The sequence below is a fragment of the Bifidobacterium sp. ESL0775 genome, assembly GCF_029395475.1.
Taxonomy (GTDB): domain Bacteria; phylum Actinomycetota; class Actinomycetes; order Actinomycetales; family Bifidobacteriaceae; genus Bifidobacterium.
The window spans coordinates 1366708-1383163 of record NZ_CP113917.1 but is presented as its reverse complement, the minus strand read 5'-3'; the positions used below and the strand labels follow the sequence as shown (position 1 = coordinate 1383163).

14 protein-coding genes are annotated in these 16456 nt (G+C 58.6%); 13 read left to right on the top strand and 1 reads right to left on the bottom strand.

What is annotated here, in order from left to right:
- The first annotated feature begins 296 nt into the window (after nucleotides 1-296).
- The 6 genes from OZX73_RS05110 (at nucleotide 297) to mltG (ending at nucleotide 6286) form a co-directional block, all read left to right on the top strand.
- Nucleotides 297-971, top strand: a complete 675-nt coding sequence (locus OZX73_RS05110; protein ID WP_277148164.1) for a histidine phosphatase family protein — start codon at nucleotides 297-299, stop codon at nucleotides 969-971.
- Nucleotides 972-1057: 86 nt separating this feature from the next.
- Complete coding sequence (locus OZX73_RS05105; RefSeq protein ID WP_277148163.1) at nucleotides 1058-1483, top strand: DUF948 domain-containing protein; 426 nt, start codon at nucleotides 1058-1060, stop codon at nucleotides 1481-1483.
- Between the two features lie 2 nt (nucleotides 1484-1485).
- Entirely contained in the window at nucleotides 1486-1722 is a 237-nt protein-coding gene (locus OZX73_RS05100) for a hypothetical protein (RefSeq protein ID WP_277148161.1), read from the top strand.
- A 209-nt stretch (nucleotides 1723-1931) separates the two neighbouring features.
- Nucleotides 1932-4613 carry an alanine--tRNA ligase gene (alaS, locus tag OZX73_RS05095; protein WP_277148160.1) on the top strand — a complete coding sequence of 894 codons (2682 nt, stop codon included), beginning with the start codon at nucleotides 1932-1934 and terminating at the stop codon, nucleotides 4611-4613.
- Between the two features lie 8 nt (nucleotides 4614-4621).
- Nucleotides 4622-5077, top strand: a complete 456-nt coding sequence (gene ruvX / locus OZX73_RS05090; RefSeq protein ID WP_277148158.1) for a Holliday junction resolvase RuvX — start codon at nucleotides 4622-4624, stop codon at nucleotides 5075-5077.
- Between the two features lie 24 nt (nucleotides 5078-5101).
- Nucleotides 5102-6286, top strand: coding sequence for an endolytic transglycosylase MltG (mltG, locus tag OZX73_RS05085; protein ID WP_277148156.1), 1185 nt, complete (start codon nucleotides 5102-5104; stop codon nucleotides 6284-6286).
- A 353-nt stretch (nucleotides 6287-6639) separates the two neighbouring features.
- Here the strand turns inward: mltG and OZX73_RS05080 are convergent, their stop codons facing one another.
- Complete coding sequence (locus OZX73_RS05080) at nucleotides 6640-7104, bottom strand: prepilin peptidase (RefSeq protein ID WP_277148154.1); 465 nt, start codon at nucleotides 7102-7104, stop codon at nucleotides 6640-6642.
- A 123-nt stretch (nucleotides 7105-7227) separates the two neighbouring features.
- On the opposite strand from OZX73_RS05080, the gene aroC reads away from it, so the two are divergent.
- From aroC to sufC, 7 genes are all read left to right on the top strand, one after another.
- Entirely contained in the window at nucleotides 7228-8412 is a 1185-nt protein-coding gene (aroC, locus tag OZX73_RS05075) for a chorismate synthase (RefSeq protein ID WP_277148152.1), read from the top strand.
- A gap of 94 nt (nucleotides 8413-8506) precedes the next feature.
- Nucleotides 8507-10132, top strand: coding sequence for a bifunctional shikimate kinase/3-dehydroquinate synthase (locus OZX73_RS05070; RefSeq protein ID WP_277148150.1), 1626 nt, complete (start codon nucleotides 8507-8509; stop codon nucleotides 10130-10132).
- A gap of 119 nt (nucleotides 10133-10251) precedes the next feature.
- Complete coding sequence (locus tag OZX73_RS05065) at nucleotides 10252-10698, top strand: type II 3-dehydroquinate dehydratase (protein ID WP_277148148.1); 447 nt, start codon at nucleotides 10252-10254, stop codon at nucleotides 10696-10698.
- A gap of 98 nt (nucleotides 10699-10796) precedes the next feature.
- Complete coding sequence (locus OZX73_RS05060) at nucleotides 10797-12482, top strand: CTP synthase (RefSeq protein ID WP_277148146.1); 1686 nt, start codon at nucleotides 10797-10799, stop codon at nucleotides 12480-12482.
- A 366-nt stretch (nucleotides 12483-12848) separates the two neighbouring features.
- Complete coding sequence (gene sufB / locus OZX73_RS05055; RefSeq protein ID WP_277144921.1) at nucleotides 12849-14303, top strand: Fe-S cluster assembly protein SufB; 1455 nt, start codon at nucleotides 12849-12851, stop codon at nucleotides 14301-14303.
- A 3-nt stretch (nucleotides 14304-14306) separates the two neighbouring features.
- The gene (sufD, locus tag OZX73_RS05050) at nucleotides 14307-15530 is read left to right on the top strand and encodes a Fe-S cluster assembly protein SufD (RefSeq protein WP_277148144.1); all 1224 of its coding nucleotides are present in this window, start codon (nucleotides 14307-14309) and stop codon (nucleotides 15528-15530) included.
- Nucleotides 15530-16306 carry a Fe-S cluster assembly ATPase SufC gene (gene sufC / locus OZX73_RS05045; protein ID WP_277148142.1) on the top strand — a complete coding sequence of 259 codons (777 nt, stop codon included), beginning with the start codon at nucleotides 15530-15532 and terminating at the stop codon, nucleotides 16304-16306. Before sufD ends, sufC begins: the two co-directional genes overlap by 1 nt.
- Nucleotides 16307-16456: the final 150 nt, after the last annotated feature.

Genomic DNA, 16456 nt, shown 5'->3' with positions numbered 1-16456 from the left:
ATCACACGTTGACATTGATTGACACATTCATACATGCGGAATTCGCCACGAAGGTTCTATTCTTACAACAAATAAATGACGCCTGGCAAGGCACATATTAAATTCTGGTTTGCTTCATTGCTTGAATTAGCTACGCCAGCCACGCCAATCGAAATGCGACGAGAGCGGTGATGACGGATATATCATGACTTCTCCTTTCGTGGCATTTCAAATACAGTTCAACGATAGGAGAACACCTGAACAACAAGGAACCGCGGCTCGCATCATGAGACATGGCGCTGTGCGATAATGGAGCCATGTTGTTGCATCTTCACTTGGTCCGCCATGGGCAGACCTATTACAACCGTTACAATCGTCTGCAAGGTTGGTCGAATTCCCCGTTGACGGCCTCCGGACTGGCCGATGCCGACAAGGCAGGCGCGAAGCTTGAAGGTTTCGATTTCGCCGCCGCGTATTGTTCCGATACCACCCGAGCCGAGCAGAGCGCCGCGCGGATTCTCGACATCAACGAGCAGGCTGGGCACAGGCGCCCGGAATTGATTGCGGACATGCACTTCCGCGAGCAGTTCTATGGCTATTTCGAAGGCCAGGACATGAACGTGGCCTGGTGGGCCGCCGGGGCCCCGCACGGTGCCAAGACCTACAATGAGATCGTCGAAAAATATGGTCTCAAGGAGACCAGGGACTTTCTCAAGGAGGCCGATCCGTTCCACGACGCCGAAAGCGACGATGAATACTGGAAGCGTGTCGAGGGCGGTTTCGCGCTTATCGCCTCGAACCCCACGCTCAAGGACGGCGACGATGTCCTGCAGATCTCGCACGGCAACACGTTGCTGAGCCTCATGCACCGTTTCGCGGGCCCGGGCTACGATCTCTCCGAACGCCCGGCGAACGGCAGTGTCACCTCGCTTGATTTCGACACCAGCAAGCCAATCGGGAGCGCGGTGACGGTCGTCTCCTACAATCAATGATCCAAGGCTTCAGCGTCGCGGGCGTTGGGTAACCTTGGGCTTTATATGTGTGAAAACGTCAAGGCTTTGAAGGGAAAGAGGCTTACATGAGTATTGGAGACATCGCAGGGCTCATCGCCGCCATAGCGTTCGCTGTGCTGGCCGGTTTCCTGATTTATCCGCTCGTCAGGTTGGGCAAGCTGTTCGACCAGCTCGCGCAGACCGTCAAGGATTCCGGCGACCATGCCATCCCGGCGCTTGACGAAGGCGTGACCACGGTCCGTCAGGTCAACAAGTCGCTTGAGGATGTCAACAAGATTTCCTCCGCTGCTTCGACCACGGCCGGAAACATCGGCGCGTTGACCGACCTTTATGGTTCGTTCCTGGGTAAGCCGGTCATCAAGCTGGCGTCGTCCTTCTACGCTTTGAAATCCACCGCGAAAAGCTTCATGGATAACAAAGGAGCGGCTCCGGCGGGAGAGGCCGGTAGGCCCAAGGCGGCGGCCTCCAAGGCCAGAAGCGGCAAGGAGTAACGATGGTCAAACGAATATTCTGGGTGTCGCTTGGTGTCGTCATCGGAGTGGTCGCCGTATCGAAGGCTGAGGCCTACGTACGCGCCAACACGCCTGACAAGGCGCGTCAGTTCGTGCTCGGCCCCGACCAGGACCATGTCATGCAGCGTTCGTTGCGTGGTTTGTTCGATGAGTTCAATGCCACCCGTATCGCCCGCGAAGAGGAACTCAACTCCCAATACGCCGACAAGCTTGGCTGACTTGCTGATCTGTTGATTGAGACAGGGAGTTCGAAGCCGTTTGTTTGGTGCGAATGTCATCAACAATTCGATTAACCGGAATTCCTAAATGAATCTTTCGGGACAATGGAATCGAATCATCGGTTTCCAATAGTGACGTTTTAGTTTTTACATTTGATAAGCAGTATCGCAGCATTGCGTTGCGAGTGAAGCAAGGAGCAGCAAGAAGCATGCGCACCTCTGAAATCGCCAGCCGGTTCCAAACCTATTTTGAGAAGCAGGGCCATCTGGTTCTTCCTTCGGCGTCTTTGATCTCGCCGAACCCCACGACGTTGTTCACCATCGCCGGCATGGTGCCGTTCATTCCTTATCTCTTGGGTGAGCAGACCCCACCAAGCAGGCGTGTGACTTCCAACCAGAAGTGCGTGCGCACCCTTGACATCGACGAAGTCGGCAAGACCACCCGCCACGGCACCTTCTTCCAGATGCTCGGCAACTTCTCCTTCGGCGACTACTTCAAGGCCGAGGCCATCCATTACGCATGGGATCTGCTGACCACCCCGCAGAGCGAGGGCGGCCTGGGTTTCGATCCGGACACGCTGTGGGTCACCACCTACACCGATGACGACGAGGCGCGCTCCCTGTGGGTCAACGAGGGCATGAACCCCGAGCACATGGAAATCCTCGGCATGGAAGACAACTTCTGGACCACCGGCGGCCCCGGCCCTGGCGGCCCGTGCTCCGAAATCTACGTCGACCGCGGCCCGAAGTATGGCAAGGAAGGCGGCCCCAGCGCCGACGACAACCGCTACATCGAGATCTGGGACTTGGTCTTCGAGAACTACGCTGTAGACAACGTCAAGTCCAAGACCGACCTGCACATCGTCGGCGAGCTCGAGCACAAGAACATCGATACCGGTGCCGGTTTGGAGCGTGTGGCCTATCTCCTGCAGGGCAAGCAAAACATTTACGAAACCGATGAAATTTATCCCGTCATCGAAGCAGCTGAGAAAATCTCCGGCCACAAGTACGGCGAGGACCAGGAATCCGATGTCCGCTTCCGCGTCGTGGCCGACCATGTGCGTTCGGCTTTGATGATCATGAGCGACGGCGTGCGCCCGAGCAACGTCGGCCGCGGCTATGTGCTGCGCCGCCTGCTGCGCCGTACCGTGCGCTCGATGAAGATGCTCGGTGTCAACGAGCCTGTGCTGCCCACGCTGTTCCCCGTGTCCAAGGACGCGATGGTCCCGAGCTATCCGGAGCTCAACGACACGTTCCACGACGTTTCCGAGGCCGCTTACGGCGAGGAGGATGCGTTCCGGCGCACGCTTGAAAACGGCACGACCATCCTCGATACCGCCGTCAAGAAGGCCAAGAAGTCCGAGAACGGCGAGGTCTCCGGCAAGGACGCCTTCACACTGCACGACACCTACGGCTTCCCGATCGAGCTCACGCTTGAGATCGCCGGTGAACAGGGTGTCAAGGTCGATAAGAAGGGCTTCGAGGAGCTGATGGACGAGCAGAAGTCCCGCGCCCGCGCCGACGCGCTGAAGAAGCGTCACAACGTGGACGTCAGCGTGTACGACGACTTCAAGAAGACGCTCAAGAATCCGATTGAATTCCTTGGTTACAAGGACCATTCCAGCCGTTCTACCATCCTCGGCATCTTCGTGGAAGGCAAAGGCAGCGTCCAAAGCGTCGAAGGGCCGGCCAACGTCGAGATTGTGCTCGACCGCACTCCGTTCTACGCGGAGCAAGGCGGCCAGCTGGCCGACGAAGGCGAGATGATTTCCGATGACGGCGCCGTGCTCGAGGTCGACGACGTGCAGAAGCCGATCAAGGATCTGATTGTGCACAGTTGCCGGCTCACCGAAGGCAAGCTCAGCGTCGGAGAGAAGGTCAACGCCACGATCGACGAGGAGCGTCGTCGCGGCCTGGCACGTTCCCACACCGCCACGCACATGCTGCACAAGGCGTTGCGCGAGGTGCTCGGCGAGCAGGCGACCCAGCGTGGCTCGCTCGTTGCCCCCGATTACCTGCACTTTGACTTCCAGTGGCCCACCGCCATGACACGCGAACAGATCGACCAGGTCGAAGCCCGCGTCGTCCAGCGCGCCTGCGACGATCTGCCGGTCACCATGGTGGAGATGGATTACAAGGACGCCATCAAACTTGGTTCCATGCACCTCTTCGGTGAGAAATACGGCGACCGTGTGCGTGTGGTGACCATCGGTGAGGACGCGTGGAGCCGTGAGCTCTGCGGCGGCACCCACCTTGACGCTACTGGCAAGATCGGCGAATTCGTCATCACCTCCGAGTCTTCGGTTGGTTCCGGCGTCCGTCGTATCGAGGCGTTCATGGGCAAGAAGGCCTACGAATTCAACGACGAGCAGCACAAGACCGTCTCCGGCCTGGCCGATGAGCTCAAGGTCCGTCCCGAGGAGCTGCGTGACCGCGTGCTTGCCCTTGAATCCAAGGTCAAGGAGGCCGACCAGCGTTTGAACGTGCTCTACGAATCCCAGCTCGAGGCCGCGGTGCCTGGCTTGATCGCGCAGGCGGAAGCCGATGGGGATGCCCCCGTGGAGCTGGTCGCTTCGAATGTCGGCCATTTCGGTTCCTTCGATGCGTTGCGCAAGACCGTGATGGATATCCGCGCCAAGATCGGCGACAAGAAGTCCGCGGTCATCGCGCTTTCCGGTGTCAACGAGCAAGGCAAGCCAATGGTCGCCGTCGCCACCAATGACGACGCCCGCAAGGCTGGCTTCAAGGCCGGTGACCTCGTCCGTGTGGCTTCCAAGGTGCTCGGCGGTGGTGGCGGTGGCAAGCCCGACTTCGCCCAAGGTGGCGGAGCCGATGCCTCCAAGATCGACGAGGCGTTGAAGGCCCTGCGCCAGGCCGTGCGCAAGGACTGAAACCGTCTATGACTTGGCTGGGCGTGGATTTGGGAGACGCCAGGGTCGGCTTGGCTTTGAGCGACCTTGAGCTCTCCTTCGCACACCCGGAAGGCAACATCCAAGCCAACGGCGATTCGTTCCGAGCGCTCGATGAGGTCGTGGATTTCATCGACGACCATGCCGATATCGATCGGGTGGTCGTGGGACTGCCGCTGCTGTTGAGTGGCGAAGCCGGCAAAAGCGCCAAAAAAGCCAGACGTTGGGCGGCCAATCTCTCCAAACGTCTTGAGGTTGCCGTCCAGAGTGGGGAATATAAAATAGACAAGGTTCCTGAAATAGTACTTCAGGACGAGCGCCTCACCACGGTGAGCGCGCACCACCAATTGAGCCAAGCCAGTGTTCAGAGCAGAAAACACAGGCCGGTGGTGGACCAGCAGTCGGCGGTTGTCATCCTTCAGTCGGCTTTGGATAAACGCGACTGACGATTCTGAAGCGGAGAGGAATTCATGCCAGAAGACTTCAATGAGCTTTTCGACACGAACGCCGAGTGGGTGGATTCCACCGGCTCCTCTTCTGATGCCCAACCCCCGAAACCTCCCAAGTCCCGTCACGAGATGCGCCAACGGCGTCAACGCCAGCGTCGCCAGCGTCACCGGCAGTTTGCCATCGCGGCCATCGTCGCAGTTGTCGTGCTGATCGTGGGATGTGGTGGTTTCTTCGGTGTAAGGGCCGTGGTCCATCATTTCGATGACAATTCCCAGAACGTTTCCACCGATTATCCGGGGCCTGGAACCGGCAAAGTCTGGTTCACCGTCGAGACCGGTGAAGGTGTCGCCTCCATCGGGACTCATCTGGCCAAAGCCGGCGTCGTCAAGAACGCGGATACGTTCGCGAGCACCGTGGCGGCCAACAACAGCACGCTGTATCCGGGCATGTACCAGCTCAAAAAACACATGTCTTCCGTCGACGTGGTGAAAATCCTCTCCGATCGGACCAAGGCGACCGGTTTCCTTGAAGTCAAGGCCGGTGAACGCAGCTCGGAGATCATAGCCGAGGCGGTGCAGCTTTCCGGCATCGACAAGTCACAGTTCGACGCGGTGGTCAACGGTGGCGGACAAGGCATTCTTCCAGCCGAAGCCGGAGGCAAATTCGAAGGCTGGCTGCAGCCAGGCATCTACGATGTCAAAAAGAAGGGCAGCACCGCTGCGTCGATTTTGAAGTCGATCGTTGACAAGCGTGTCGAGAAACTCAATGAATTGCAGGTGCCGACAGGATCCCAGCGCGAGACCATCCTCAACATGGCCTCGATCGCCGAATCTGAAGTCAACCATTCGGAATACTACGGCAAGGTCGCGCGCGTCATCGTCAACCGTCTGAACCAAGGCATGGTCTTGGGCATGGATAGCACCGTCGCCTACGGGGTTAATGTGAAGGCGAGCCAACTGACCAACGCCATGCTGAACAACGCTTCCAACCCCTATAACACACGTATCAACAAGGGTCTGCCGCCCACGCCAATCAGTTCCCCGGGAGACGAGGCCATCAAGGCCGCGATGAATCCGACCCCTGGCAATTGGCTCTATTTCGTCACCACGAACCTGCAGACCGGCGAGACCAAGTTCGTCGCCACCCAAGATGAATTCAACCAGATCCGTCAGGAATACAAGACCCAAAACCCCAACGCCAACTGAGTTGTTTTTTATATTTTTTGCCCTCTATGGTTCAGTTTCGTACTTCAGTTGCTATAAGCGGTTGGTCGCAGGTTTGGCGGGATATACAATGTTCTGGACACTCAAGGCCGTTCGGCCAAGCCTACGCCAGAACATCGCATATCCCGCCAAACCTGCTTATGTAACGATTAAAAGAAAACGGTCTTGCTAAATTTCGTAAGGTAATTGAGCAACATGAGTGGATTAGCGGGATATGTGATGCTGAGGCGTAAAGCTTGGCCTACCGGCCTTGAGGGTGCCGAAGCATTACATATCCCGCCAATCCACGACCAACCACGAAACGTAACTAAACCCGAAACTGAAACGCAAAATAATTATAAAGCGGCCAACAATACGGCAATAATCGCGGAGGGTACTATTACCGGGACGAACGGGGCTTTTGACGAGGGAGAGGATGAGAGCTTGGCGAGCTGGGGATAGAGGGGAATCCAGAGTAGTCCTAGGGCGCCCATGAGCAGCCACCAGTAGAGGTACGGCATCAGGCCGAATGAGCCTATGGCAAGGCCGATGAGGAATGATGTGGTGACGTCGCCGAATCCTAGGGCACCGGGCTTCAGGCGGGAGAGTACGAACTGGATTACGGCTGACAGTAGCGCATATCCTAGGGGGAGCAGGACTTTGACGGGATTGCGTTCGATGAGGGCAAGCGCGAGAAAGACCGCCAGTTGTATCAGGACTCCGAGGGCGACCCATGTTCGGGGCACGCGAAAACGGCGGATGTCTTCGACGGCAAGCGCCAGTCCGCAGATCAGACTCGGAAGCACAGCAATGTAGGCCATATCGGTAAGATAGTTGATAAATCCATGATTTGACGAATGGAAAGCGCGAAAGCGTGGAAAATTAAAGATTTTTCGAGGTTTGAATTTGTGAATCGATTCGTCAAGGTTCGGCAAGGAGTAGGTATGTTGCGTTGGCAGACGGCGGGGGAGTCGCACGGTGAGGCGCTGGTCGCGATGATCGAGGGGCTTCCGGCCGGCGTGGAGGTGCGCTCGCAGGACGTGGTGGATGCGCTGGCGCGGCGGCGTCTGGGCTACGGCCGCGGGGCGCGCATGAAATTCGAGCAGGACAAAGTGCGGATGCTGACCGGCGTACGCCATGGCAAGACGCTGGGGTCACCGGTGACCATCGAGATCGCCAACACCGAATGGCCCAAGTGGACCGAAGTGATGAGCGCCGATCCGCTTGACCATGAACTGCCGCCGACAGGACGCAACGAGCCGCTGACCCGTCCGCGTCCGGGCCATGCCGATCTGACCGGCATGCGCAAGTATGGTTTCGATGACGCCCGAAACGCGCTCGAGCGTTCCAGCGCCCGCGAGACCGCTTCGCGTGTGGCTTTGGGTGAAGTGGCGGCGAAGTTCTTGGAACAAACCGTTGGCATCAGAACCGTTGCCCACGTTGTTTCTCTGGGTGGCGAAAAGGCCGATACCAGCACACTGCCGACGCCCGCGGATGTTGAGGCGCTTGACGCTTCGCCGGTGCGCACGCTCGACAAGGACGCCGAGAAGCGCATGATGGCCAAAATCGATGAGGCCAAGTCCCGCGCTGACACGCTTGGTGGCGTCGTGGAGGTCATCGCTTACGGCGTTCCTGCGGGATTGGGCACATATGTGGAAAGCGATCGCAGACTTGATGCCGCGCTGGCCGGCGCACTGATGGGCATCCAGGCCATGAAGGGCGTCGAGGTCGGTGATGGGTTCCTTGAGGCCGATCGGTTCGGCTCCGAGGCGCACGACGAGATGTTCACGGACGACAACGGCCATATCGAACGCTATTCCAACCGCTCCGGCGGCACCGAAGGCGGCATGTCCGACGGCCAGCCGATTCGTGTGCGGGCCGCGATGAAGCCGATCCCTTCCATTCCGCGTGCGTTGCGCACCGTGGATGTCGCCACTGGCGATGAGGCCAAGGCCATCAACCAACGTTCCGACACCACCGCGGTGCCGGCCGCTGCCGTCGTTGCCGAAGCGATGGTGCGTCTGACACTGGCGAAGTTCGTGCTTGAGAAATTCGGCGGTGACAGCGTCGAGGAGACGCGTCGCAACGCCCAGAATTATCTTGATTCGTGGCCTGAGCACATGCGCTGATCGGCGCTTTGCGATACTGCGAATTTGAGTGGCTGGGATGGAACCTGACAAAATAGAAAAAATGCTTGATAAGGAAAGACAAGGTGCAACGATCATGAGTGGTCATCGTCCGCTTGCCGTCGTCATCGGGATGCCCGGTGCCGGCAAGACGCGCGTGGGGCGCGAGGCGGCGCAGATGCTCGATGTCGATTTCGCCGATGCGGATATCGAGATCGAGCAGGAAGCGGGCATGAAGATTCCCCGGTATTTCGAGAAATACGGGGAACCTGCGTTCCGCAAGCTGGAGGCCGAGGTCATCGCGGACTTGCTGGTCTCGTTCGATGGTCTGCTCGCACTTGGCGGCGGTGCCCCGATGACGGAATCGACGCGAGAGGCGCTGGCGGATTACATCGCCGAGGGCGGCAAACTGGTCTATCTGGAAGCCGACAAACACGAGGCCATGCAACGCGCCTCGCGCAGCGGCAACCGGCCGATGCTCAATGGCGACGCCAACAAACGCTGGCTGAAACTTTACGAGGAGCGCGATCCCGTTTTCCGCGAGATCTCCAATCTGCATGTACACACCCATGGTTCGACGCCGCGCGTGGCGGCAAGGAAGCTGAGCAATATGATCCAGGAACGCATCGTCCATGTCACCGGTTCGGGCATCGAGCCCTACGACGTCTGCATCGGGGAAGGCACGTTGAACCGTCTGCCCGAAATGATCGGCACGGACGTGCTGCGTGTCGCGCTGATCCATACCCAACCGGTGCAACGCCACTCCGACCAGGCCCGTGCCCTGTTGCGCCAGGCTGGTTATGAAGTGTATGACATGGTCATTCCCGACGCGGAAAAAGGCAAGACCATCGACGTGGCCAAAACCATTTGGAAGCGGCTCGGGGAGATTGGTTTCACCCGTTCCGACGCCATCGTCGGCCTTGGTGGGGGAGCCGCGACCGATCTCGCCGGCTTCATCGCGGCCACCTGGATGCGCGGCATCCGCTACGTCAACTGCCCGACCTCGCTGCTGGCGATGGTCGACGCCTCGACCGGCGGCAAGACCGGCATCAACACCGACGAGGGCAAGAACCTGGTCGGCTCGTTCTACACGCCGGCGGGTGTGCTTGCCGACCTGCGGACGCTCAAGACATTGCCGCAGGATATTTTTATCGAAGGGCTCGGGGAGGTCACCAAGTCCGGGTTCATCCGCGACACCAAGATCCTTGACATCCTCCAAGAGCATGCAGACGAGCTCAAGAACTTCAATGGTGACGATTTCCTCGGCTCGCCGCTTGAGGACGTGGTCGCCGAACTCATCGAACGCACTGTCCGTGTCAAGGCCTATCACGTCTCCAGTGATCTGAAGGAGGCCGGTCTGCGCGAGTTCCTCAACTACGGGCACACGCTCGCCCACGCCATCGAGAAACTCGAGAATTTCCGTTGGCGTCACGGCAACGCGGTCGCCGTCGGTTGCGTCTATGCCGCTGAGCTTTCCCATATTCTCGGTCATCTTGACCAGGAGACCGTCAATCTGCATCGTTCGATTTTCTCCTCCCTTGGCCTGCCGATTTCCTGGAACGGCGGCGATTGGGATTCGGTGCTCGCGCTGATGCACAAGGACAAGAAGGCGCGCGGCAACACGTTGCGGTTCGTCATCCTGGACAGTGACGGCCATCCGATGCACCTCGAAGATCCGCCGATGGATGCGTTGGTGGAGGCGTTCAAGCGCATTCGTAGTTGAGCGATCGCACAAGTCGGTGGATAGGTTTTAAGGATTGGCGCAATACCAAGGTTCCTTAAAAACTATTAAGCGACTTGTGCTGGGAACAATTCAAACAAACCCAATAAAAGGACAAACAAATGACCAAGGTAATCGTCGTCAACGGGCCGAATCTCGGGCGTCTGGGAGTACGTGAACCGGACGTGTACGGCCATCAGGACCTCAAAACCCTGCGTAAGGACTGCGCCGAGTGGGGCGAGGCGCTTGGCCTCGAGGTTGAGGTGCGACAGTCCGACGACGAGGCCGAGGTCATCGGCTGGATGCATCAGGCCGTTGACGAGCAGACCCCAGTGGTGATGAACCCCGCCGCCTTCACCCATTACAGCTACGGCCTTTCCGACGCCTCCAAAATGGTCACGGACGCCGGCCTGCCGCTGATGGAGGTGCACATCTCCAACCCGTCATCGCGCGATTCGTTCCGCAAGCACAGCGTCATCAGCCCAGTGGCCACCGGCACCATCACCGGAATGGGCTTCTACGGCTACAAGCTGGCCCTCGACGCCGTGGCCCATTTGTTGGCGCAATAAATACGAAAAAGACGCAGTGAAACCGGCGGGAGAAATCCGTTTCTCTGCTCCCGCCTACGAACACGCCGAGTCAATAGCGAATGATAGGCTGAAGTTCCATGGCAAGAGAAAATAATGATAATTCCCATGGACATGTCACCAAGCATATTTTCGTCACCGGTGGCGTTGTTTCCTCCCTTGGTAAGGGCCTGACAGCATCCTCTCTCGGTCGTCTCCTCCGCAGCCGTGGTCTCCGCGTTTTGCAGCAGAAACTCGATCCCTATATCAACGTTGACCCGGGCACGATGAACCCGTTCCAGCACGGCGAGGTCTACGTCACCGAAGACGGCGCCGAAACCGATCTGGACATCGGCCACTACGAGCGCTTCCTCGACGTTTTCCTCTCCCAGAAGGCGAACGTCACTACCGGCCAGATCTACCAGTCCGTTCTTGAAAAGGAACGCGCCGGCAAGTACTTGGGCCAGTGCGTCCAGGTCATCCCGCACATCACCAACGAGATCAAGAGCCGTATGCGTGCCCAGGCCGCGGACGACGTCGACGTGATCATCACCGAAATCGGCGGTACCGTCGGCGACATCGAATCCCAGCCGTTCCTCGAGGCCGCGCGTGAGGTCAAGCGCGAACTTGGCCCGCATAACTGCATGTTCGTTCACGTTTCGCTGGTTCCGTACCTGCCGGCCGCCCACGAGCTCAAGACCAAGCCGACCCAGCATTCCGTGATGACCCTGCGTCAGCTCGGCATCACCCCCGACGCGCTGGTGCTGCGCAGCGACCGTCCGCTGAACCAAGGCATCAAGGACAAGATCTCCCTGATGTGCGACGTCGACGAGGAAGGCGTGGTCAACTGCGTGGACGCCCCGAGCATCTACGACGTGCCGAAGATCCTGCACAACGAGGGCCTCGACTCCTACGTGGTCCGCTACCTTGAGCTGTCCGCCCACGACGTGGATTGGGCCGAGTGGGACGATCTGCTGGAGCGCGTGCACCATCCGAAGGAAGAGGTCAACATCGCCATCGTCGGCAAGTACATCGACCTGCCCGACGCCTACCTTTCCGTCATCGAGGCCGTCAAGGCCGGCGGTTTCGGCAATTACGCCAAGGCGAACGTCAAGCTCGTCGCGGCCGACCTGTGCGAGACCGAAGCCGGTGCCGACGCCGAGCTGCGCGACATGGACGGCATCATCGTTCCCGGTGGTTTCGGCGTGCGTGGCATCGACGGCAAGATCGGCGCTCTTCGCTACGCCCGCGAGCACAAGCTGCCCGCCTTGGGTCTCTGCCTCGGCCTGCAGTGCATGGTCATCGAGTATGCCCGCGACGTGCTGGAGCTTGAGGACGCGGATTCCTCCGAGTTCGAGCCTGACTGCAAGAATCCCGTCATCGCCACGATGGAGGAGCAGAAGGACATCCTCGCCAATTCCGACATGGGTCACACCATGCGCCTTGGCGCTTACCCGGCCGTGCTCAAAGAGGGCTCGTTGGTCGAAAAGCTGTATGGCACCACCAATGTCAGTGAACGCCATCGCCATCGCTATGAGGTCAACGTGGCTTACAAGAAGCCGTTGCAGGAAGCTGGCCTTGAGATTTCCGGCCAGAGTCCGGATGGCGAGCTCACGGAGTTCGTTGAGCTTCCTCAGGACGTCCATCCCTTCTACGTCGGCACTCAGGCCCATCCGGAGTTCAAGTCCCGTCCGACCAAGCCGCACCCCCTGTTCAAGGGTCTGGTGAAGGCTGCGCTCGACCATCAGGAAGCACGCAAAAGCCAGCCTGAAGAGGAACTGAGCTGACCAGTTGCTAGCAGCGTGATTGTTGTGGCATCACCGTTAATCGGTGATGCGCTTTCGAAGCTGTGAAATCGAATGTAAGAAGACCCTGCTTCGGTGGGGTCTTCTGCTATACGTTTTGGGTTGTTTGAAGCGACAAAAGAATCACAAGTAAACGACAACAGGTCACTGACAAAATTGGGAAAATCGTAGAATCAAGCGCATACGGAACGCTTGTGAATTAAATCACTTTCATTGTCAGCGTTGTTTTCTGCGCAACCCTAGTAATAAAAGTCCGATTCTGTTAGGTTTATATTGAGTGTAGTCAATGATGGGAGGCAGCGTACGGTGGCAGAAAAACCAACACCAAACGCCGCGTCTGATACGGAGATGAGCCAGTATGTGGCTGATCGCGAACGTGTCAACGAGGATAAGATCAAAAAGGATGACGAGATCATCCAGGAATTCGGCGAGTACAACTATGGCTGGCACGATTCCGATGCGGCTGGCGAGGCCGCGAAGAAGGGCATTGACGAGAACGTCGTCCGCGCCATTTCTGCTGACAAAGGCGAACCGCAGTGGATGCTCGACATGCGTCTCAAGGGTTATCGAGCCTTCATCGAAAAGCCCATGCCGAAGTGGGGTGTGGACCTCTCCGATTTCGATGCCGATGATTTCAAGTACTATGTAAAGCCGATTGATAAGCCGGCCAAAAGCTGGGAAGACCTGCCTACGGACATCCGTACCACCTACGACAAGCTGGGCATTCCCGATGCCGAGAAGAAGCGTCTGGTCTCCGGCGTCGCCGCACAGTACGAGTCCGAGGTTATCTACAACTCCATTCAGGAGGACTTGAAAAAGGAAGGCGTGATCTTCACCGATACGGATACCGCGTTGCGCGAGTACCCCGATTTGGTCAAGAAATATTTCGCCACCGTCATTCCTTACGATGACAACAAATTCGCGGCGCTCAACACGGCGGCGTGGTCCGGCGGCTCGTTCGTCTACGTCCCCAAGGGCGTCCACGTTGACATCCCGCTGCAGGCCTACTTCCGCATCAACACGCCGAACATGGGCCAGTTCGAACGCACGCTGATCATCGCCGAGGAAGGCTCCTACGTCCACTATGTCGAGGGCTGCACGGCCCCGATCTATGCGACGGACTCGCTGCACGCGGCCAACGTCGAGATCATCGTCGGCAAGAACGCCCGCGTGCGCTATACGACGGTGCAGAACTGGTCGAACAACGTCTACAACCTGGTCACCCAGCGCGCCTACGTCAAAGAGGGCGGCACCATGGAATGGGTCGATGGCAACATCGGTTCCAAGGCGAGCATGAAGTACCCGTCCTGCATCCTGGCCGAACCGTACGCGAAGGCGTCCACCATGTCGCTGAGCTTCGCCGGCAAGGGACAGTACCAGGACACCGGCGCCAAGATGATCCATCTCGCGCCGCACACCAGCTCCACTATCGTTGCCAAGTCGATTTCGCGTGGCGGCGGACGTTGCGCCTATCGTGGCCTGGTCAAGGTGATCGACGGGGCCAAGGGCTCGAGCTCTTCGGTGGTCTGCGACACGTTGTTGGTCGATGACTACTCGCGTTCCGACACCTATCCGCACGTCGATATCCGCGAGGACGACGTGACGATGGCGCACGAGGCGACCGTTTCCAAGGTCTCCGAGGATCAGCTCTTCTACCTGATGAGCCGCGGGCTGGAGGAGAAGGAAGCCATGGGCATGATCGTACGCGGCTTCGTCGAGCCGATCAGCCGCGAGCTTCCGATGGAATACGCGCTGGAGCTCAACAGGCTTGTCGAGTTGCAAATGGAAGGATCGGTGGGCTGATCGATGGCCGAAAAAGAAGTGAATATCCCAGTGGCGGATCCCAACAATCCCTACGCGATGCCGGCAGCCATGCCGTCCAGCGCCGACAATGAGCGTCGCTCGTTTGAGGTCGAGGATTTCAAGATGCCGACGCGTAAGCAGGAGGATTGGCGCTATACGCCTCTCGAGCGCATCGAGGAGTTCTTCAACGTCTTCAACCCCAGCGGTGAGACCAAGGTGAGTGTCAGCAATATCGATGGTACGCCGATTGACGACGCGAAAGTGACCACATCGGTTATCGATCGTAGTGAAGCGCCTTCCGGCTCTGTGATGAAGCCGAACGACCGCGTCTCGGCCGTCGAGTGGAACAGCGGCAGCAAGACCGTTGTTGTCTCCGTTTCCGGCGAACTCGATCAGCCGGTTTTGATTGAGGTCGAAGGGCACGGTAGCGATCTTGACTCGCTGCACCTGGTCCTGCAAGTCGCTGACCGGACGCACGGTGATATCGTCGTGCGGCATCAGGGCTTGGCCCGTCTCGCCGAGGGTGTGGAAATCATCACCGGCAAGGATTCCCACGTCTCCACGACCTTCGTGCAGGAGTGGGACAAGGGTTCCAAGCATGTGGGCAATCAGCGCATCCATGTCGGCGACAACGCCTCGTTGCGCCACGCCGTGGTCACGCTCGGCGGCGACATCGTGCGTCTGCGCATGGACCAGGAATTCGGTGGGCCGAAAGGCGACCTCAACATGCTCGGCATCTACTTCGCCGAGGCCGGCCAGCACCTGGAGCACCGCACGATGGTGGTCCACAACTACCCGGAGTGCAAGTCCCGCGTGGTCTACAAGGGAGCGCTTGACGGCAAGGACGCACATTCGACCTGGGTCGGCAACGCGCTGATCCAGCCGCAGGCGCCGAACACCGACTCCTACGAGCTCAACCGCAACCTCGTGCTGACCCCCGGACCGGTGGCCGATTCCGAGCCCAACCTTGAGATTGAGAACGGCAACATCATCGGCGCCGGCCATGCCAGCTCCGTCGGCCATTTCGACGACGAGGAGCTCTTCTACCTGCAGTCGCGCGGCATCACCGAATCCGAGGCCCGCAAGCTCGTGGTCCGTGGATTCTTCGCCGACCTGATCGAACAAATCGGCGTGCCCAGCATCGCCGAACACCTTATGAATGTCATTGACCGCAGGCTCGCGCGCGGTGAAAGCGCCGACATGCAAGCGGTATTGGAGGATAAGTAATGTCAACATTGGAAATCAAGGATCTCTACGCATCGGTGGAGACCAAGGAAGGCCGCAAGCAGATCTTGAAAGGCGCGACCTTGACCGTCAACTCCGGCGAGACCCATGCCATCATGGGCCCCAACGGAAGCGGCAAGTCCACGCTGGCCTACACGCTGGCCGGCCATCCGAAGTACTTCGTCGACTCTGGTGAGGCGTTGCTTGACGGCAAGGATCTGCTGAAGATGACCGCCAACGAGCGCGCGAAGGCCGGTCTGTTCCTAGCCATGCAGTATCCCGTCGAGGTGCCGGGCGTTTCGATGACCAACTTCCTGCGCACCGCCAAGACCGAAATCGACGGCAAAGCCCCGGCCATCCGCACCTGGACCAAGGAACTGCAGGACGCCATGAAGAACCTCAGGATGGACAAGAAGTTCGCCTCGCGTTCCGTCAACGAAGGCTTCTCCGGCGGCGAAAAGAAGCGCGCCGAAGTGCTGCAGCTCGAGCTCTTGAAGCCGAAGTTCGCCATCATGGACGAGACCGATTCAGGGCTCGATGTGGATGCATTGCGTATCGTCTCCGAAGGCGTCAATCGCGCCAAGGAGAACACTGGACTCGGGATCATGCTCATCACGCATTACACGCGCATTTTGAAGTATATCAAGCCGGATATTGTGCATGTGTTTGCGGGGGGACGGTTTGTCAAGACTGGGGGACCCGAGCTGGCTGATGAACTCGAAGAGACTGGGTATGATCAGTATCTGCCGGAGGGATCTACGGAATCGGCGTTAGCTTAGTTTAGTCTTGGCTTGTTTCCGTAGGTAACTTGCTTTTTGCGGTTGGTCGCGGATGGGAAGAGGATGTCATGTTTCGGAACCCTCAAGGCCGGTAGGCCAAGCTTTACTCCTCAACATGACATCCTCTTCCCATCCGCTTATGTTGCGTTT